Source organism: Streptomyces sp. RGM 3693 (genome assembly GCF_050471125.1).
Taxonomy (GTDB): domain Bacteria; phylum Actinomycetota; class Actinomycetes; order Streptomycetales; family Streptomycetaceae; genus Streptomyces.
Genome location: NZ_JBMPPQ010000003.1, coordinates 736,132 through 754,634, shown reverse-complemented (window position 1 = coordinate 754,634; position 18,503 = coordinate 736,132). Strand labels below are relative to the sequence as shown.

Sequence of the window (18,503 nt, the reverse complement as noted above, 5' to 3'; positions counted from 1 at the left end):
AGTTCGCGAAGCTAGCAGCCAGCACAATCGTTCCTGGCGCGCACGGCTTCAGGCAGCGCATCCACCACCCTGTCGGTCCAGTCGGCGGCGCGTTGTCGTGGCCGGGCGATCCGGCAGTCACCGGGTCGGCGGCCCGGTCGACCAGCCCGCGCAGGCAGGAGCGCTCCGCAGTCCGCAGCCGCGAGCCGGAGCGTTCGCCGTCGTCGCGATCCGACCGGAACGCGACGCGCGGCGCCCGGGGCCGGCCGGCTAACTCCGTTGCCGCTTCCGCACCCCGTCGAGCAGCCGGCTCCGCTGGGTCGGCGACGTCGCCAGACCGACCGCGGTCAGGGCGAGCGCGGTCGCCCCGTCGAGCACCGCCCGGTCCGCGCCCGCGCTCTTGCCGTACGCGGTGAACTCGGGAGTGTGCTGCTGGGCGCCGCCCGTGTCGTAGCCGATCGTGGGGTGGATCGTGGGAATGAGCTGCGAGACGTTGCCCATGTCCGTCGACGCCATCGACTCGCCGTGCCGCGGGATCGCGGTACGGCCCAGTCCGCTGAGGACTCCGGCGTACACCTCCGTCAGGTCCGGGTCCTGGCGCAGGTCGGCGAAGTCCCGTCCCCGCGGCTGTAGTTGGAGTTCGGTTCCGGTGGCCAGGGCGCCGGCCTCGAAGCAGGCGCGCACCCGCTGCCACGCCGTTGCGAGCTGCTCCACGTTCGGCGCCCTGACCTCGCAGCGCGCGCGGGTGCGGGCCGGGATGACGTTCACGGCCTGCCCGCCGTCGGTGACGATCCCGTGCACGACCACACCGGGCGGCAACTGTTGGCGGAGCAGACCTATGGCGGTGTGGGCGACGGTCAGCGCGTCGAGGGCGTTGACGCCTTCCCAGGGGGCGAGTGCGGCGTGCGAGGGCTTGCCGAGGTAGGTGACGTCCCAGGCGCCGATGGCCTGCGGTCCCAGCCCCATGCCGTAGCCGGTCGCGGACCGTGCGGCGCCCAGGAAGAGGGCGTTGGCGCCGAGGAAGCCGATCGTGCCGAACGCGGCGCAGAAGGTGTAGCCGCTGACCAGGGCGAGGCGTGGATTACTCAGCAACCGCACGCTGACCAAGGGATGCGCGGACCGCCGTTCGACCACCACCCAGGCCGACAGGGCGACGAGGGCCACCACGGCGAGCGCGATCGTGCGCGGTGCGCCCCAGCCCCACGTACCGCCCTGCGCGAGGACCAGGACGAGCGCCACCAGGCCCGCGGTGAGCAGCGTTGCCGCCCGGTAGTGGAAGCGCCCGCCGTGCGGTGCGTCGCTGTCGGGCAGGACGAGGCCCGCGAGCACGGCGAGGGCGGCGACCGGGACGGCCACCCACAGGCCCGCCTCCGCGTGCCGCTCGCTGAGCGCGCCCGCCACCAGGCCGCCCACGCCGATCGCGTGAGCAGGACCCCCACGAGAAGGGAGATCCCGGCGCGATTACGCTCCGGAGCGCGGGCGCGGAGGATGCCCACGAGGAGCGGGAAGAAGCCGACCAGGGCGCCCTGGAGCACTACGCCGACGGCGAGGGTCACGGCGGAGGGCCGCACCGCGATCAGGAGCGAACCGCCCGCCACCATCGCCAGGGCCACCCGCAGCAGCCTGCGGTGCCCGTACAGGTCGCCGAGCCGGGAGAGCAGCGGCGTCAGCACCGCGAAGGCCAGTTGGGACAGCAGGTAGATGTTGTTCTGTCCCACGGTGCCGATGTGGAGGCGCAGGCCGACCTCGGGCAGCAGCGGCGTCAGATAGCCCTGGACGATGCCGCTGAACAGGACGACGACGGCCATCGTCGCCAGGAGGCCCGCGCCGGAACCGAGCGCCCCGGGCCCGCGCCCCGTTCCCCATGTGTGTGTGGACACAGCTTCACCTCTGGATCATCTGGTGGCCGGAACCGAATGTGGTGGCTACTCTGCGGGCCGAGGCGCGAACGACCCCGAATATTCATGGATTCGTACGTACGGAGTGCTTGTGATGCGAGAAACGGTCACCGCCAGCGAGCTCGACCTCGCCCTGGTGAACGCCCTCCAACTGCGGCCCCGGGCCTCGTGGACGGAACTGGCGCCACTGCTCGGCGTGACCGCGGGCACGCTGGCGCGGCGCTGGGAGCGGCTGGCCGGGGCGGGGCTCGCCTGGGTGTACGCGGCTCCCGGGCGGGAGTTCACCCGCAACCGCTGCACGGCCTTCGTCCTGCTGCGCTGCCGCCCCCAGGAGCGGTCCCGACTGTTGACGGATCTGGGCGCGCTCCCGGAAGTGGTGACGATCGAGCTCACCGGGCCGGGCAGCGCCGACCTGCTCCTCGATGTGCTGGCCCCTGACTTGCCCTCGCTCACCCGGTTTCTCCACGAGAAGCTCGACCGGCTGCCCGGCATCGTCTCGGTGAGCTGTCTGTTCGCCACCTCGCTCTACGTCGAGGGCAGCCGCTGGCGACTGCGCTCCCTGGATCCCGCCCAGTTGACGGCGCTCGGCGGTGCGGCGGCGGCCTGGGAGCCGGCCCGTACCCTCGCACTCGATCCCGTCGACCGGTCCCTGCTCGACGAGTTGGTCCGCGACGGCCGCCTCGGCCTGGCCGAACTCGCCGAGCGCACGGCCACCAGCCCGGCCACCGTCCGCCGCCGCCTGCGCCGCCTCACGGAATCCGCGGTCCTGACCTTCCGCTGCGACGTCGCCTCCGCGCTCGCCGGCCGTCCGGTCCCGGTATCCCTGCTCGGCCAGGTGCCCGCACGGGACATCGGCACCGTCCACCGCACCCTCGCCGCCCTGCCCGAGTGCCGCCTGGTCGCGGCCGTCACCGGTCCCGCGAACATCTTCGCCACGCTCTGGGTGCACGACCTCGGAGACATCCAGCGGCGCGAGATCGCCCTGTGCGCCCGCCTGCCCACCCTCACGGTGACCGACCGCATCGTCGGCCTGCGCACGGCCAAACGCATGGGCCATCTCCTCGACGAGGAGGGGCGCCGCATCGGCATTCAGCCGATCTCGCCCTGGTAGCCGGGGCCCCTCGCCGGCCCCTCGGCCGCCTTCCCCGTGAGCGCGGTCAGCGCCTGCCGGCGCGGGCCAGTGCGTCCGCCGCCTGGGCGGCCAAGGTGCCGACCAGATCGACCGCGGACGGCAGGTCGTTGATGAGGTCGACGGCCTGGCTGGCCCATTGCGGCAGTGTGGGGATCTCGCCTCGTGCCACGGCGTCCTGGTACTCCTGCCGGGCATCGGGGGCGGTGGCGAGTTCGTTCTCCCGGCCCCGCCACGCGTCGAGGAAAGGGTGGCCAAGGGTGCGCGCGGTGTACTTCGCCGGCCACTGCGAGCCGCGGGCGATGTCCAGCACCCTGTTGCGCTCGGTGTCCTCCCCGCGTCCGGCCACGATGGCCCGGGCCGTCGCGGGGGCGACCAGGGCCTCGGTCGTCGCTTGGAAGCGGGTGCCGAGCAGTGCTCCGGCAGCCCCCAGCGCCAGGGCGGCCGCCGCGCCGCGGCCGTCGGCGATCCCGCCGGCCGCCAGCACCGGCACGGGCGCTGCCAGGTCCACCACGAGCGGCACAAACGGCAGCGTGGACCGGCCGTGCCGGGCCCCGTGGCCGCCCCCTTCGGTGCCCTGCGCCACGATCACATCGGCACCCAGATCCACCGCCCTCCGGGCCTCCTCCAGGTCGGTGACCTGGAGGATCAGCGCCGTGTCCGCGCTACGGATGCGCTCCACGAACGGACTGGGGTCGCCGAAGGACAACATCACCGCCGCCGGGTTGTGCTCCAGTGCCCCAGCGACCGTACCGACGTCGATCGCCCATGTCTGAAAGCCGATGCCCCAAGGTTTCCCGGCGCCCTCGGCGGCCAGGACGGGCAGTTCGCGGGCCAGCCAGTCCTGGTCCCCGTTGCCGCTGCCGAGCAGTCCGAGGCCGCCGCCGCGCGAGACCGCCGCCGCCAGGGCACCGCCGGCCGACCCGCCCATGGGGGCCAAGGCGATCGGATGCTCCACAGCGAACAGTTCCGTGAACGCCGTTGACAATCCCCTCACCGCACACCTCACTCACCCGTCATGCCGGGAGCAACGAACTGCCCGCCGGCGCTCCTGCTACTGAACGTCCCCGCACACCTCACGAGCAGTGTTTCACCCTGTCGTCGCCGTCAGTTGAGGAAGGACTCGGGTCCGAAGCGGCCCCACGCCACGAAACCGGCCAGGACGACATAGACCAGGTCCACCATCATGAGCTTGGTCTCATGACGTCGGACGCGGGTGACCGCCGCACCCACCATGATCATCACCAGGCCGAGGGCAGCCAGCGGCACCAGAACCGGTGCGATGTGGAGCACGGCGGGCAGGACCAGCCCCACCGCGGCCAGGACCTCCAGGGCTCCGATGGCCTTCACCCCACCGGCGCTGAAGTCCTCGACCCATCGTGCGCTGGCCCCGGCGGCGGCCAGCTTCTCCTTCGACATGATCACCTTGCTGCCGCCGCCGAGCAGGTAGGCAACGGCGAGTAGACCGGTAACGATCCACAGGGCGAGGTTCATGAGGTTCTCCTTGCGGGGTGGTAGGGGGACTGCGGTTGTGGCCGCCTGCGTTCGCTGCCGCGAGGAGTGCGGCGGAGCGGAAGATCTCGGTTATCCGTGCTGGCCGGGCCGGTAGTCGCGACCAGGCCGAGGCGCGTCGCGGTCTCCCCGGCGTGCGCGGCGTCCTTGGTGTGCATGTCGACGCAGAAACCACAGCCGTTGATCTGACTGGCACGGAGCTTGACCAGTTCCTGCGTCGCCGCGGGCAACGTCGAGTCCGCGAGCACCCTGCCCGCCGCGACGAGGTGCTTCCCGAACTTGGCCGCGACCGGGCTGGTGAAGACGTTCAACCGGGCTTCCATCGTGAACTCCTCAATCGTTGTTCGCTGTTGCCCCTCTAAGACAGGGCACCCGGGCGGGCTGTGACAGGTGCGCATGTGACGTGGGTCTCGCCGGCGAGGTGCTGGCGGCCCGCTCCCTCGCACCGCCGGGCCGTGGGTTCCGCCGGCAATCGTGTCCTGCCCGGCACGAACCACGGGCCGGTCGCCTCGGATACCCTGCTGGGCGTCGTGCGGATCATCGAACGAGCTGGCGAGGATGGAGCTCGGCCGGAAGCCGCGTACGCGAGCTGGTGGGAGGGGTTCCGTGCCAGGATCAGCAGGTGGGACGGACGCGGCCGGATACCGGGCGCTGCTGTTCTCCATCGCCTACGGGATGACCGGATCCGTGGGCGACGCCGAGGACATCGTGCAGGACGCGTTCCTCGGCCTGACCCGGGCGCACCAAGCGGGCACCGCGATCGCCGATATGAAGGCGTACCTGACCACGACGGTGACCCGGCTGGGAATCAACTACCTGAGTTCGGCGCGGGTGCGGCGGGAGACCTACGTGGGCGACTGGCTGCCCGAGCCGGTCGTGGTGTCCGCCGACCGGCCGGGACCGGCCGAGCACGCCGAGCTGACCGACTCGCTGTCGATGGCGTTCCTCGTCCTGCTGGAGGCCCTCTCTCCGGTGGAGCGGGCGGTGTTCGTGCTGCGAGAGGTCTTCGAGTACGGATACCTGGACGTGGCGAGGATCACCGGCAAGTCGGAGGCCAACTGCCGGCAGATCTTCGCCCGCGCCAGGAAGCGCATCGCCCCCGGGGGACAGGCGGTCGACAGCGCGCCGCCCCGGGCACGGCGGGTGGCGGGTGAGGAGCTGGCCCGGAGGTTCTTCGACGCGGCCGCGGGCGGCGACATGGACGCGCTGCTCGGCATGCTCGCGCCCGACGTGGTGTTCCACGGGGACGGCGGCGGCAAGGCGCGGGCGCTCGGGAAGTCGCTGAGCGACCCGCAGCGCGTCGGGCAGCTGCTCGTCGGTGGGTTCCGCCGGGTCCGGATGCTCGGCATCTCCCTCCGGCTGGTCTGGGTCAACGGCCGGCCGGGCGCCGTGATGTACGACGCCGAAGGGCGCGTGGCCAGCGTGGTCGAACTCGACATCGTCGACGGTGCGGTCCAGGCGATCCACTCGGTGTCCAATCCCGACAAGCTCGGCCATCTCGGACCCGTATCCGATATCGCACGGCTGCCGGAGAGAAAGTCCTAGGGAGCGTGGGCCACGCCCATCGGAGGTGTCGGCCCCGCGCCCGTGCAACACCCTTGCCCGGTGCGGTGGCGGCTCGTACGCGTACGCGTCGAGCGGATCCAACGGGGTACCGGAGCTGGCTAGTTGGCCCGGAGCCAAGCCTGGACAGCTGACGTGTGTGCACGGAGTGCGGGGATGTCGGGCAGGGCGTCCGCGGCGTCGTGGGCGTCCCCGGCGGCGGTCCGGGCCTGGTCGGGGCGGTCGAGGAGGTGCAGCCAGAGGGCGAGGCTGGTGAGGTTCAGGGCCAGGTCGCAGAGGTGTGCGTCGGAGGGGATCGAGTTCAGTGCGGCGGCCGCCTCGACGGCTGCCGTCACGGCCGGCAGGAGCTCCGCCTGGCTTCCGGGGTCCGGCGGCCGGGCTGTGAGGGCGTCCAACGTCCGGGCGAGTGAGGGCAGGTAGGCGTCGGCCAGGGCAGGGCGGTCGCGCACGGCGATCACCACCCAGGCCAGCGCCGCCGCCCGGCTTCCCTGGTCGGCCGCTCGCATGGCCTGCTCGTGCGAGCCTCGGAGCTCGGGCAGTTGAGCGGTGGGGCGGTTGGGGGCCAGCGCGCGGCGGATGCGGACGGCGGCGTCGGTCGCGGCGGCCGCCGGGTGCTGGCTGCGGTCGTTCCGTCTCCTGGCCCGCTCGCGGAACTCGGCGGCCAGCGTGGGCTGTCGGCGGTGGTTGAAGGCGTCGGCCGCCAGTGGGTACGCCGTCTCCGGAACCCAACCGGCCCCGCCTGGATCGGTGGTGAGGAGCGGGCCCGCGGCGTCGAGTGCCGCGGCGGTGTCCCGCAGCGCCGCTTGCGGATCGTCGGGGAGTTGGTCCCGGCCCCGGCGCAGCAGCAGGTACACCAGATTTCCCCGGGCGATGTGGGTGTTCGGGTCGCCGGGGGCGAGCAGACGCTCGCCGTCGGCCAGGACCCGTTGTTGGAGGGTGACGGCATCGCCGACCCGATCGGCCTTCGCGTAGCAGACGGCGAGGTTCGACCGGGTGGTGTGGGTGGTGCGGTGGTCGGGGCCGAGTAAGCGCTCCTCCAGGACGAGCACCTGCTCCAACAGGGCGACGGCCGCACCGGTCCGGCCGGCCTGGGCGTAGGCATCGGCGAGGTGGGCCCGGGCGACGAGGGTCTGGCGGTCCTCGGCTCCGAGGACGCGTTCGCTTTCGGCCGCGACCCGCTCCAGTACGGCGATGGCTTCCTCGGCGCGACCCGCCTTCGTGTACGAGGCGCCGAGACTGCTCTGGGCGCTCAGATGGTGGGGATGCTCGGCGCCGAACCGGCTCGGAGCCGCCGCGACGACCTGCTCCTCCAGCCTGATCGCCGCGTCCTGGTGACCGGCCCGGCCGTAGCAGGTGGCGAGGTTGTGCCGGGCGGTGAGGGTGTCGGGGTGGTCGGGGCCGAGCAGGCGCTCGGTCTCGTCCAGGACCTGTTCCAGCATGCCGATGGCCTCGCCGGTGCGGCCGGACTGGAAGTAGGCGCCGGCCAGGCTGCTGCGCCGGGAGAGCACCTCCGGGTCCCGCGGACCGAGCAGGCGCTCGCTGGCGGCCACGACCTGTTCGCCCCACCAGACGGCCTCTTCGGTCCGTCCGACGTCCCGGTAGGCGGAGACCAGGTTCGCCCGGGCGGTGAGCAGCTCGCGACGGCGGCGCCAGGCGGACCGGTGGCGGTCGCGCAACAGTGCTTCCAGGATGGTGATCGCCTCCTCGGCGCGGCCCGCCGCGAGGCAGGAGACGCCGAGTTGGCCCTGGGCGATCACCGCCTCCATACGGCGCGGGCCCCGAAGGACCCGGGCCTTGGCGGCGATCCGCTCCCACTGCACGATCGCGGCGCTGAACAGGCCGGCATCGAAGAGGCTCTCGGCGGCCCGGTAGAGCACCGGGAAGCTGCCCGGCCGCCAGAGGTCGTCGCCGGCGAGTTCGGCCAGCGCCTCGGTGCTGGACCGCAGGGCGGCCGCGAGATCGCGGTCCGCGTGGTCCTCTTCGGGCCACAGCTCTACCAGCCCGGCGGCGGCCACGCGGTACAGGACGCCGGGTTCGGGGGTGGTGTCCAGCGCGGCGCGGGCGGTCAGGGCATGCAGGCTGACGGCGCGTGCTCCGGCCGCCGGGCCTTGGTCGGAGAGCAGGTTGTAGTTGTGCAACACGGCCACGGCACGCAGCGCCTCGTCCGCGCTGACCGGTGCGGCGGCGGTCCTGGCGCGTCGCCGCCGCCGGGCCGGCTCCGCCGTCTCCGGCGGTGCGGTGCGGTGCCGGGTGAGGTAGCGGGTGACGGCCTCGGTGGTCCACAGCTCTCGGGGGTGCCCGGTCGGGTCGAAGACCGCGGCCAGTCGCATCGCGGGCACGGCCAGTCCCCGCGGTTCCTGGCGCTGCGCGGCGTCCAGGGCGAGCAGCAGCGCGGCGGTGACGGGGCGTCCGTAGTTCTCGGCGTCGGCGCTGGTGGGCAGCACGGTGTCGAGGGAGTGGCTGCGTTGGGTGAGCAGGGTGAGGTACGCGCCGGTGGTGCAGCCGGTGTTGATGATGTGGGCCGCCGCATAGCCGAGGGCGAGGGGCAGGCGCCCCAGCGCTTCGGCCAGCTCGTCGGCCCGGTCGTCCAGCAGCGGCGCCCGCCCGGCCTGCGTCAGCCGCTCGCGCAGGTAGGCGGCCGCCTCCTCCCTGGTGTAACGGTCGACATCCACCAGCGTCCGGCCGGCCGCACTGGCCGCGGCGTCGCGTCGCCGCGTGGTGGCCAGCACCCGCCCGTTGCCGCGTCGCGATCCGCTCGGCCAGAGCCCGCCCGCGCCGAAGTCGGTGACGTTGTCGAGGACCACCAGCCAGCTCCGGTCGGTGCTCGCCAGCCAGTTCAGGAAGCACTCGGCGTCCCGCTCGGTACTCGCGAAGTTCCCTACCGCCCCCGGTGCCTGGACCGCGACCGCGGCGCGCGCATAGACGCCGGTGACCGCCGACACCTCACCCGCGTCGGCCCACACCACGACGTCGATCCCCTCGGCGACGGCCTGCCCTGCGTAGTACGCCGCGAGTTGGCTCTTGCCGACACCGCCCGCGCCGGACAACAGCTGGGTCAGGACCACGGTCTCACTCCCGCGCCGGGCCCGCTCGATCGCCTCCCGCGTCGTGGTCCGCGGCTGGAACGCGCTCGCCAGCAACGGGATCCGGCCCACCACCTGTTGGGACGGTGCGACGGGGGTGACCTGTTGGACGGTCACCCGCAGGTCGCCGATGCTGCCGGCCATGATGACGGGGCCGTGGATGGTGCTGTCACGGATGCTGTTGGACACGGGCGCCGGGGGAGGGGCGGGCGTGGGCCGGGGCGTCGGGGTGCCGTGCCGGAGCCCGTTGCCGTCCTGGTCATTGCTGCCGCCAGTCACTGCCACCCCCTGGTCGCCGCTGCCGCGATGCCGCACCGTCCACGTGAGCACCGAGGTCGACCGCAACTACCTCGTCCACGGCCGTCAGGCACTCATCCTGCCCTGCCCAGGCCGTACGGAGAAAGTCCAACAGAGCACGGGTGCCCAGAGCACGTCGGCCGAGGATTCGGGCCCGCAGGTCGGCGATCAGGAGCCCGCATGGTGGGGGAGGCTCTCCAGGACCGCGGCGGTGTCGGTGCGCCGGGCGGTCTCCAGCAGGGCGCGGGCCATGACCGAGCCCGGCTCCCGAGCGGCGGTCACCAGCCCGATGGGCGCCGCGTGGTCGGGCTCCACCAGCGGCACCGCCTGCATGCCGTGCGGTACGCCGAAGACGTGCAGCCACGCGTACGGCACGATGCTGGCCCACTGGGCGGTCCTGACGTGGGCGAACAGTGAGGCCACCGAATCGGTCTCGACCCGCGGCATCGGCTGTAGGCCGACCCCGGCGAAGACCTCGTCCAGCACCCGCCGTCCCTGCATGCTCGCGGTCAGCAGGCACAGGGGCAGGTGGGACGCCTCGGCCCAGGTCGCGGTCGGACGACGGGAGAGTTCGTCGGCCGCGTTGGTCAGCAGTACGTACCGTTCCTCGTAGAGGGCGACCGTCTGGAAGTTCTCGGAGATGCCCTGGCTCAGATAGGTGATGCCGGCGTCGATCTCGAAGTTCCGCAACTGGCGCAGCAGTTCCTCGGAGCGGAGGTCCGCCGTCACCTCCACGGTGACGAGCGGGTGCGCGGCGCAGAACGGTGCGGTGAGCAGCGAGACGGCGCCCGACGCGGTCGGGACCGAGCCGATCCGCAGGCGCCCGCTGAGGCCGGTGCGCAGCGCGTCGACCTCGTCCTTGAGGGCGTCGCGGTCGGCCAGGATCCGCTGTGCCCACAGCACGATGCGCTCGCCCTCGGGGGTGAGGCCCCCGTAGGTGCGGCCGCGCCGGACCAGCAGTACGTCCAGTTCGTCCTCCAGCTTGCGGATCGCCTCGGAAAGGGCCGGCTGGGAGACGTGGCAGGACTGGGCGGCGCGGGCGAAATGGCGCTCCCGGGCGAGCGCCACCAGGTACTCCAGCTGACGGAACAGCATCGCTATCTCCCGGAGGTGAGGCGGACCCGGTCGGCACCGGCGTAGACGTTCATCGAATCACCACGGAGGAAGCCGATCGGGAAACGGTTCAGGGGCGCCGCACGCTGCTGGGGCGTCGGCACGACGGCCGGGGCGTCAGCGGTCGGCGGGGGACAGCGCCGGGGTCAGACGGATCAGGACGCTCTTCGAGGTGGGCGTGTTGCTGATGTCGGCCACGCTGTCGAGGGGGACCAGGACGTTGGTCTCCGGGTAGTAGGCGGCGGCCGAGCCGCGCGTGGTGGGGTAGGAGACCACCACGAAACCCTCCGCGCGGCGCTCCACACCGTCGTGCCACACGCTCACCAGGTCCACCAGATCGCCGTCGGCGACGCCGAGGGCGTCCAGGTCGGCGGGGTTGACGAGGACGACCCGGCGGGCATTGTGGACGCCGCGGTAGCGGTCGTTCATGGCGTACGGGACGGTGTTCCACTGGTCGTGCGAGCGCAGGGTCTGGAGCAGCAGATGGCCCTCCGGGATGTGCGGCATCGTGAAGTCGTTGCGGGTGAAGACGGCCTTGCCGCTCGGGGTGGGGAAGACACCCTGGTTGACCGGGTTGGGCAGGCGGAAGCCGCCGGGTTCGGCCACCCGGGCGTTGAAGTCCTCGAAGCCGGGTACGACGCGGGCGATCCGGTCCCGGATGGTGCCGTAGTCCGCCTCGAACTCCTCCCAGGGGATGGACGGGTCCGCTCCCAGGGTCCTGCGGGCCAACCGGGCGATGAGGGCAACCTCGCTGAGCAGGTGAGGGGAGGCGGGCGGCAGCTTGCCGCGGGAGGCGTGGACCTCGCTCATGGAGTCCTCGACCGTGTAGAACTGCACGCCGGTGGCCTGCACGTCCCGGTCGCTGCGGCCCAGGGTCGGCAGGATCAAGGCGGTGTCGCCGCACACGGTGTGCGAGCGGTTCAGCTTGGTGGAGATGTGGGCCGTGAGCCGGCACCGCCGCATCGCGCCCTCGGTGACGTCGCTGTCGGGGGTGGCCCGTACGAAGTTGCCGGCGACGCCCAGGAAGACCTTCGCCTTGCCGTCGCGCATGGCGCGGATGCCGTTCACCGAGTCCAGCCCGTGCCGGGTGGGCGCGCGGAAACCGAACTCGCCTCCCAGCGCATCGAGGAACTTCTGCGGCATCCGCTCCCACACGCCCATGGTGCGGTCGCCCTGCACGTTGCTGTGGCCGCGGACCGGGCACACGCCCGCCCCGGGCTTGCCTATGTTCCCGCGCAGCATCAGGAAGTTGACGATCTCGCGGATGGAGGGCACACCGTGTTTGTGCTGGGTCAGTCCCATCGCCCAGCAGACGATGATCCCCTTGCTCGCCAGGACCTGTTCGTGCACCCGCTCGATCTCTTCACGGGGCAGTCCGGTGGCGGCGAGGACGTCGTCCCAGGAGATCTTCCGGGCGTGTTCGGCGAATTCGGCGAAGCCGGTGGAGTGGGTCCGGACGAAGTCGTGGTCGAGTACGGTGCCGGGCGCTGCCTCCTCGGCCTCCAGCAGCAGCCGGTTGAGGGCCTGGAACAGGGCGAGGTCGCCACCGGCGCGGATGTGCAGGAACTGGTCGGCGATCGGCGTGCCGCGGCCGACCACGCCGCGCGCCTTCTGCGGGTGCTTGAAGCGGATCAGGCCGGCCTCGGGAAGCGTGTTGACCGCGATGACCTTCCCACCGTTGCGCTTGGTCTCCTCCAGGGCGGAGAGCATCCGGGGGTGGTTGGTGCCGGGATTCTGCCCCACGACGAAGATCAGGTCGGCGTGGTGGATGTCGTCCAGCGTGACGCTGCCCTTGCCGATGCCCAGCGTCTCCTGAAGCGCGCACCCGCTGGACTCGTGGCACATGTTGGAACAGTCGGGCAGGTTGTTGGTGCCGTAGGCGCGGGCGAACAACTGGAGGAGGAAGGCGGCTTCGTTGTTGAGTCGTCCAGAGGTGTAGAACAGCGCCTCGTCGGGGGAGTCCAGCGCCCGGAGCTCCTGGGCGATCAGGTCCAGTGCCTGGTCCCAGCCGATCGGCTCGTAGTGGCTCGCGCCGGGGCGCTTGACCATGGGTTCGGTCAGCCGACCTTGCTGGTTGAGCCAGTAGTCGGACCTACGGCCCAAATCGGCGACGGAGTGTGTGCGGAAGAAATCAGCGGTCACGCGCCGCGACGTCGCCTCGTCGTTGATGTGCTTGGCGCCGTTCTCGCAGTATTCGTTGCGGTGCCGCTTTCCCGGCGCGGGTTCCGGCCAGGCACAGCCGGGGCAGTCGAAGCCCTTGGCCTGATTGATGTTCAGGAGGGTCAGCGCCGTCCGCCGCACCGACGTTTGGGAAAGCGAGTACGCAAGCGCGTGGGTGACCGCGGGCATACCGGTGGCCCATGTCTTGGGCGGGGTCACCGACACGTCGTCGATCGGGTCCTCGGCCGGGTCCTCGATGGTGCTCATGGCCTGCTCAGCCCCCTCCTGATGCGTCCGCGCACACGGTGCGCGCTGGTCGGCGGAGAACGTCGTCGGCGCCTGAATTCGCGGGCCCCGGACGAGTTGCGGACCACCGCCGGGACAGTCTCCATTCGCTCGCCGAAGAAAGTCAAAGAGGCGCTTCTTCTGGGGTGATAAATGACGCCTATCAAACCCACTGGGGTTTCGCCGATCCGTGGCGCGAAATATTTCGTTTATCGAGGGATCTGGAAATTCTTTTTGACTTCCGTTGCCGAATGCGCCGATGATGGGGCCCGAATGGAATGTGGTGCTTGCCGGAATGGCGCTGGTGACGGCGGAGGCCGGTCCGCGCGACCGGCGGAATCGAGGACACCGCACGCCGCGCCACGACTCCCGACCATCGGCGTGCGGGTCGCCACGACCGGAGCCGCCCCACGACCCCGGACCAGTGCCGCGGACGCGCCGGTGCGTCCGCCGCACGCCGCGGGGCGCCCGGAACCCCAACTGCGCGAGAGGTGAATGCAGTGCGGACACGGAGCGCCGACGTGACACCCTTCGACGGCCCCCCGCGCGGACCGGCCGGCCCGGCGCCGGCCATGCCGTGGGAGCAGGCACGGGCGATCGCGCGGGACAGCGCCGGACGGCCGCTCGCGCGGGTCCACCGCGGACTCTCACAGGCCCTCGGCCACGCCCTGGCCGAACCGTTGACGGCCCGCACCGACCTGCCGCCGTTCGACACCTCCGCGATGGACGGCTGGGCCGTTGCCGGACCGGGGCCGTGGCGGCTGCTCGGCGGCGGCGTACTGGCCGGGGAGCAGCCCGCACCGCTGCTCCCCGGTACCGCCGTTCCCCTCGCCACCGGAGCCGTGCTGCCGCCCGGCGCGACCGCCGTACTCCGCCGCGAGCACGGGGAGTCCGCGACACCGGACGGCGTGCTGCACCACCGCTCGCCGGGCCCGCTGAATCCGGGGCGCGACATCCGGCCGCGCGGCCAGGAGTGCCGTACCGGTGAACCGCTCCTCCCGGCGGGTACGACGGTCACGCCGGCCGTGCTGGGCCTGGCGGCGGCCACGGGGTACGACCGGCTGGCGGTACACCGGCGCCCGACCGTGGAACTCCTGCTGCTCGGCGACGAGTTGCTGGACCACGGCGTGCCACGCGAGGGGCGGGTGCGCGACGCGCTGGGCCCGCTGCTTGCCCCCTGGCTGCGCCGCGGCGGCGCCGAAGTGATCGGCGCGCGCCGGGTGGCCGACGAACTCGGGCCGCTGTGCGCCGCGATGCGCCGTTCCCTCGCCGATGTCGTGGTCACGACCGGTAGCACCGCCGCGGGGCCCGTGGACTTCCTGCACACGGCGCTCGCTGAGACGGGTGCCCGTCTCCTGGTTGACTCCGTCGCGGTACGCCCCGGTCACCCCATGCTGCTCGCCGAACTGCCGCCCACGGCCGACGATCGGCCCAGGCTCTTGGTGGGGTTGCCTGGCAACCCGCTGGCCGCCGTGGCCGGCACCGTGACCCTGGCGGCTCCGCTGCTGGGGTGCCTGGGGGGACACCGCGACCGGACGGCGCGCCGCGTCACCGCTGCCGCCCTGCCGGGGCACCCCGGCGACACGCGGCTGCTGCCGGTGCGGCTCGCCGAGGGCGCGGTGGTGCCGATCGCCTTCGACGGCCCGGCCATGTTGCGGGGACTGGCGCTTGCCGACGGCCTCGCGGTGGTCCCGCCGGGCGGTCTCGCCGCGGGCGCCACCACCGAGGTCCTGGCGGTACCCGGCCCGTGAACCGCCCCGCTCCGCCCCGAACCCGGCCGCCTACGCGCGGTCCCGGGCCCCCGCAGCACCGAGCCGCTCCAGCGGCGCGGCGCCCGCGGTCAGGGCGTCAGCTCCAGCGAGATGTCGCTGGCGAGGATCTCCCGGAGGAGCCGCTGCACCGAGGGGGAGGGTTCCACGCCCAGTTCGCCGACCATGGACTTGCGCAGGTCGTGGTAGACCTGCAACGCACGGCCCCGGTGGCCGCTGCGGTAGAGGGCCAGCATGAACTTCGCATGCAGCCCCTCCTCGAACGGGTGGGCCTGGACCAGGCCGGCGAGTTCGGCCAGCGAGGGGTGGTGCAGACCGAGGCGCAGTTGGGCGTCGATCCGGCGTTCCTTGGCCGACAGGCGCGACTGGCGCAGGGACGCCGCCTCCGCCCGCAACAGTGGGCCGTGTTCCACATCGGCGATCGCATCGCCGCGCCAGAGCCTTTCCGCGTGTTCCCAGAGTTCCACCGCTTCCTGGTCCATACCGGCCGTGACGGCGGCCTCGGCCCGGGCCAGTGAAAGCCGGTATTCGTGTAGATCCAGGGAGCCCGCCGGAATCTCCAAGCGGTAACTGGTCCCACTGGTCTCCAGGACTTTCTTACTCACCTCGGTGGAGGAAATGCCAAGGCCGGCCGCTAATAATTTACGCAATTGCACGATGTAGGTCTGCGTAGTGGCGACCGCGCTTTTCGGCGGTTCATAAGACCACAGCTCGCGGGTGAGGGAGGGAATGGAAATGTAGTGTGATTCATTGAGGAGGAAGAGCGCAAGGATCTGCCTTACCTTGTGCGCCGGTGGTTTCAGCTCGATCAGATCGGAAGAGACGCGCACCGGGCCCAGAATAGAGAATTTCATTTACTCCCCCGCTCAAGAGAAGAATGTCCCCATAGGTGTTGATTGCACATTGTTGCCCATTGCGACATGGCGGAGTCAAGTGCCGCAGCAGTTCTTTACCTACGCTTTACAGTATTGCGCTTGACTTCCCCTGCGGTTGAAGGACTCAAGGGTCGGTGCCCGTACGGACTTAACGCGGATCTGACGTGCCATGTCGTCGAGTTCGCGGAGTCGGTATTCACCGGGAAGTATTCCGCCGGACATTTTCCCGTGGCGGCCGGTGTGGCCGCTATCCGACGCTTTCCGGCCCCGCGGGTCGGTTTTTCGCTGGTACCGCCGGCCGGTGCGACGTACGCGACGGATAGCGAGGCGGCCCGCTGGCCGGCCGCCGGGACACGGACCGGCACTCGGTATCAGAACGTGCCCGGGCTCGCCCCGCATTCACAGCCGACCCGACCACGCCCTGGACGCGGTCGCCGTCAACGCATGGAGCGATTTGCCGTTCCCCGCCCCACCGCGAGTTCCGCAAACCCTCCCGGGACAGCGGTCGGCGGGTAATCGCGGTCGTCACTATCCGCCTTACCGGTAAAGCCCCCTGGCGCGGGCATTCGCCCCAGCTGCGTTATGAGGACGTGGTCCAGCCGTCGCCACGAGAATCGCAAACGACATGTCAACGGCCTTCCGGGGGCGACAGAGACCGTATCGGCGATGCCAGTATTTCCCCCCGACACTTCCTCCTCTCCCCGCGGGCCATAGCGCGATCGCGCCCGCACCAGCCGGTCAGCAGCAGTCGTCGGCGTGATCCAGTGCCCACCGCGCAGAGCTGCGCCCCGGCCGACCGGTCAAGTCCCGGTACGTCCGGTACACCGCGGCCGGCTGGACATCCGACTCCACCAAGCGCCGGACCTCACGCCAACTCCCCCCGCTGTGTGCCGTGTTCACCCGGAACAGTGGCGAGTTCGCCGCCTTGCGGGAACGCCACGAGACCGGTGCCAACCGCGCCATGACCGCGCGCCGCCCCACCTCGTCGCCGGCCCCTGGAACCGGACTGCGCACTGCCCGCCGTCCCGGACTCCGACCAGCGGCTCACGCCCCACCCGGCCGTGCCCGGCACCCCACGCCCCATGCGCTGCGCGGGCCGCGGGAGACCAGGCAGGAACGGCTCACCTGCCGACCGCCACCCGCCCCGCCGCACCGGCACAGCCGAAACACTGCCCACGCTCAGTCCAAACTCAGCCGATCTTCAAGTCCGGCCCACCACGATCAGCGGGTGTCGACCGGACTGTCCGGACGACGCGGAATGGGGGATGGGGACGGGGGATGTGGGGACTGTTGGCGAGACACAGACACGTGCGGGAATCCCAGGGTGAAGGCGCCCCGGAGTCCGCAGCGTTGCGCCGCGCTCGCGAGGCCGGGCTCCAGGACGCGTTGGGACGTCCGGCACGTTCCGTACGGGCGGCGGGCAGGCCGACCGCGCCCGCGGCGGCACGGGAGCGCAAGGCGACGCCTCACCCGGCCGAGCGCGCCGCCACCGACCACGTCCGGGCCGCCCGGCTCGACGACGTCACCGGCACGAGCTTCCGGAACAAGGACACCCGCCCCCTGCTAGCCCATGCCGGTGCCACGATGGACGGCGCGCTGACCGCCGGACTCGGCCGCCACGAGCTGCCCCCACCCCCGTCGGCGACCACAGACGACAGCACCGCGCCGCCCCGCCCCACCAGGTGGACCGGCGCCCGCGCCCCGGCGGCACCTTCGCCGCACTGACCCTCCGGCCCGCACCGGACCCCGTCCACCGGCATTGCCCCACCGCGATCGACGAGTGCCTCGGCATACGGAGCTACCACCCCGATGCCCGCGCCACCGCCCTCGCCGAGGCCGGTCTGACGCTCCGCCGCCAGGCGGAACCGAGAACGTTCCTCATCCTCACCGCGACACGCACGACACCACCCCGTACGGCGTATCCCACCGCCGGCCCAACAGGCCGGGACAACCAGTGAGAGAAGGGAAAGACATGTCTGCCGGCGATTCTCCGGGAACCCTCCCGGAGATCCTGCGAGTCATGTGCTCGCGCACCGTGTTGCGCAATTACGCGGCAAAACCCGTCGACGACGCCCTGGTCGAGCAGATGCTCACCGGCATGCTGGCGGCCCCGACCGCGTCCAACAAACAAGCCTGGTCCTTCGTCGTGGTACGCGACCCCGCGCGGGTCCGGCGGCTGCGGGCGTTCGCCCCAGGCATCATCGGCAGCCCCGCCCTCATCGTCGTCGCCTGCGTCGACAAGCGCCGGATGACCGGGGTCTCCGCCGAGGTCTCGCAGAAGATCTACGAGACCGCCAAGCTCTGCGTGGCCATGGCGGTGGAGAACCTGCTGCTCTCCGCCCACGCGTTGAACCTCGGCGGCTGCCCGGTCGGCAGCTTCCGCGAGGACGCGGTCCGCCTGCTGCTGGGCCTCCCGCCCTTCATCGAACCGATGCTGACGGTCCCCATCGGTCATCCCGCGCACCAGACCACGCCCTCCCAACGCCGAGACAAGAGCGAGGTGATCAGCTATGACATCTGGGGACACCAGGACGCCGCAGGACAGGCTGCGTGAGGAACTCGCCCTGTTGGCGGTCTATCTGCTGAGCAGCGGCCGCGGACTGCTGGACGAGCCGCCGGACTACGGCGCGTTCCGCTGCACCGACGCCGCCCGCCGGGTGCTGCACATCCTGGAAGAAGACGGCCCGGTCAGCCCCGAACTGGCCGCCGTGCGCAGCCGCCTGGACGACTTCATGTTCGCCCCCATGGGAGGCGACGACGTTGACCTCGCCGGGCTCCTGGACGAGGCATGCCTACAGATGGCCGTCGCGCTCCAAGGCACAGAGAAGCCCGCCTGAGCG

General features: G+C 71.7%; 14 protein-coding genes and 2 pseudogenes. 7 read left to right on the top strand and 9 right to left on the bottom strand.

The features are described from left to right. Positions 1-249 precede the first annotated feature (249 nt). Both ACO0M4_RS32050 and ACO0M4_RS32045 read right to left on the bottom strand, forming a co-directional pair. Complete coding sequence (locus ACO0M4_RS32050) at positions 250-1,392, bottom strand: peptidase dimerization domain-containing protein (RefSeq protein ID WP_430374577.1); 1,143 nt, start codon at positions 1,390-1,392, stop codon at positions 250-252. Between the two features lie 98 nt (positions 1,393-1,490). Beyond that, positions 1,491-1,787, bottom strand: a pseudogene (locus ACO0M4_RS32045) (MFS transporter); the annotation flags it as partial. A gap of 184 nt (positions 1,788-1,971) precedes the next feature. On the opposite strand from ACO0M4_RS32045, the gene ACO0M4_RS32040 reads away from it, so the two are divergent. Beyond that, complete coding sequence (locus ACO0M4_RS32040; protein ID WP_430374576.1) at positions 1,972-2,988, top strand: Lrp/AsnC family transcriptional regulator; 1,017 nt, start codon at positions 1,972-1,974, stop codon at positions 2,986-2,988. A gap of 46 nt (positions 2,989-3,034) precedes the next feature. On the opposite strand, the gene ACO0M4_RS32035 is transcribed toward ACO0M4_RS32040, so the two are convergent. From ACO0M4_RS32035 to ACO0M4_RS32025, 3 genes and pseudogenes are all read right to left on the bottom strand, one after another. Further along, positions 3,035-4,003 carry a nitronate monooxygenase gene (locus ACO0M4_RS32035; protein WP_430374575.1) on the bottom strand — a complete coding sequence of 323 codons (969 nt, stop codon included), beginning with the start codon at positions 4,001-4,003 and terminating at the stop codon, positions 3,035-3,037. A 110-nt stretch (positions 4,004-4,113) separates the two neighbouring features. Then, positions 4,114-4,500 carry a DoxX family protein gene (locus ACO0M4_RS32030; protein ID WP_430374574.1) on the bottom strand — a complete coding sequence of 129 codons (387 nt, stop codon included), beginning with the start codon at positions 4,498-4,500 and terminating at the stop codon, positions 4,114-4,116. 53 nt (positions 4,501-4,553) lie between these two features. Then, positions 4,554-4,841 (bottom strand): annotated as a pseudogene (locus tag ACO0M4_RS32025) (carboxymuconolactone decarboxylase family protein); the annotation flags it as partial. Between the two features lie 283 nt (positions 4,842-5,124). Between ACO0M4_RS32025 and sigJ the strand changes: the two are divergent. Then, the gene (gene sigJ, locus ACO0M4_RS32020) at positions 5,125-6,063 is read left to right on the top strand and encodes an RNA polymerase sigma factor SigJ (RefSeq protein WP_430374573.1); all 939 of its coding nucleotides are present in this window, start codon (positions 5,125-5,127) and stop codon (positions 6,061-6,063) included. A gap of 119 nt (positions 6,064-6,182) precedes the next feature. Here sigJ and ACO0M4_RS32015 read toward each other — a convergent pair whose 3' ends face one another. The 3 genes from ACO0M4_RS32015 to ACO0M4_RS32005 form a co-directional block, all read right to left on the bottom strand. Then, positions 6,183-9,353 carry a tetratricopeptide repeat protein gene (locus ACO0M4_RS32015; RefSeq protein WP_430374572.1) on the bottom strand — a complete coding sequence of 1,057 codons (3,171 nt, stop codon included), beginning with the start codon at positions 9,351-9,353 and terminating at the stop codon, positions 6,183-6,185. A gap of 276 nt (positions 9,354-9,629) precedes the next feature. Further along, positions 9,630-10,556: a LysR family transcriptional regulator gene (locus tag ACO0M4_RS32010; protein WP_430374571.1), complete on the bottom strand. Its 927-nt coding sequence runs from the start codon at positions 10,554-10,556 to the stop codon at positions 9,630-9,632. Positions 10,557-10,691: 135 nt separating this feature from the next. Beyond that, a complete protein-coding gene (locus ACO0M4_RS32005) occupies positions 10,692-13,001 on the bottom strand; it encodes an FdhF/YdeP family oxidoreductase (protein ID WP_430374570.1) in 2,310 nt (769 codons plus the stop codon). A gap of 590 nt (positions 13,002-13,591) precedes the next feature. On the opposite strand from ACO0M4_RS32005, the gene ACO0M4_RS32000 reads away from it, so the two are divergent. Continuing rightward, on the top strand, positions 13,592-14,770 hold the full coding sequence (locus ACO0M4_RS32000; protein WP_430375339.1) for a molybdopterin molybdotransferase MoeA: 1,179 nt from the start codon (positions 13,592-13,594) through the stop codon (positions 14,768-14,770). Between the two features lie 89 nt (positions 14,771-14,859). Here the strand turns inward: ACO0M4_RS32000 and ACO0M4_RS31995 are convergent, their stop codons facing one another. Further along, on the bottom strand, positions 14,860-15,618 hold the full coding sequence (locus tag ACO0M4_RS31995) for an AfsR/SARP family transcriptional regulator (RefSeq protein WP_430374569.1): 759 nt from the start codon (positions 15,616-15,618) through the stop codon (positions 14,860-14,862). 1,353 nt (positions 15,619-16,971) lie between these two features. Between ACO0M4_RS31995 and ACO0M4_RS31990 the strand changes: the two genes are divergently transcribed. From ACO0M4_RS31990 to ACO0M4_RS31975, 4 genes are all read left to right on the top strand, one after another. Next, complete coding sequence (locus ACO0M4_RS31990; protein ID WP_430374568.1) at positions 16,972-17,388, top strand: hypothetical protein; 417 nt, start codon at positions 16,972-16,974, stop codon at positions 17,386-17,388. Beyond that, positions 17,346-17,621, top strand: coding sequence for a hypothetical protein (locus ACO0M4_RS31985; protein WP_430374567.1), 276 nt, complete (start codon positions 17,346-17,348; stop codon positions 17,619-17,621). The genes ACO0M4_RS31990 and ACO0M4_RS31985 overlap by 43 nt, the downstream gene beginning before the upstream one ends. 62 nt (positions 17,622-17,683) lie before the next feature. Then, positions 17,684-18,217, top strand: coding sequence for a nitroreductase family protein (locus ACO0M4_RS31980; protein ID WP_430374566.1), 534 nt, complete (start codon positions 17,684-17,686; stop codon positions 18,215-18,217). After that, the gene (locus ACO0M4_RS31975) at positions 18,174-18,500 is read left to right on the top strand and encodes a DUF6092 family protein (RefSeq protein WP_430374565.1); all 327 of its coding nucleotides are present in this window, start codon (positions 18,174-18,176) and stop codon (positions 18,498-18,500) included. Before ACO0M4_RS31980 ends, ACO0M4_RS31975 begins: the two co-directional genes overlap by 44 nt. Positions 18,501-18,503 lie beyond the last annotated feature (3 nt).

Coding starts and splice junctions, on each gene's coding strand:
- ACO0M4_RS32040 (WP_430374576.1), top strand. CDS start 1,972: ATGCGAGAAACGGTCACCGCCAGCGAGCTCGACCTCGCCCTGGTGAAC.
- ACO0M4_RS32030 (WP_430374574.1), bottom strand. CDS start 4,500: ATGAACCTCGCCCTGTGGATCGTTACCGGTCTACTCGCCGTTGCCTAC.
- ACO0M4_RS32010 (WP_430374571.1), bottom strand. CDS start 10,556: ATGCTGTTCCGTCAGCTGGAGTACCTGGTGGCGCTCGCCCGGGAGCGC.
- ACO0M4_RS32005 (WP_430374570.1), bottom strand. CDS start 13,001: ATGAGCACCATCGAGGACCCGGCCGAGGACCCGATCGACGACGTGTCG.
- ACO0M4_RS32000 (WP_430375339.1), top strand. CDS start 13,592: ATGCCGTGGGAGCAGGCACGGGCGATCGCGCGGGACAGCGCCGGACGG.
- ACO0M4_RS31980 (WP_430374566.1), top strand. CDS start 17,684: ATGTGCTCGCGCACCGTGTTGCGCAATTACGCGGCAAAACCCGTCGAC.
- ACO0M4_RS31975 (WP_430374565.1), top strand. CDS start 18,174: ATGACATCTGGGGACACCAGGACGCCGCAGGACAGGCTGCGTGAGGAA.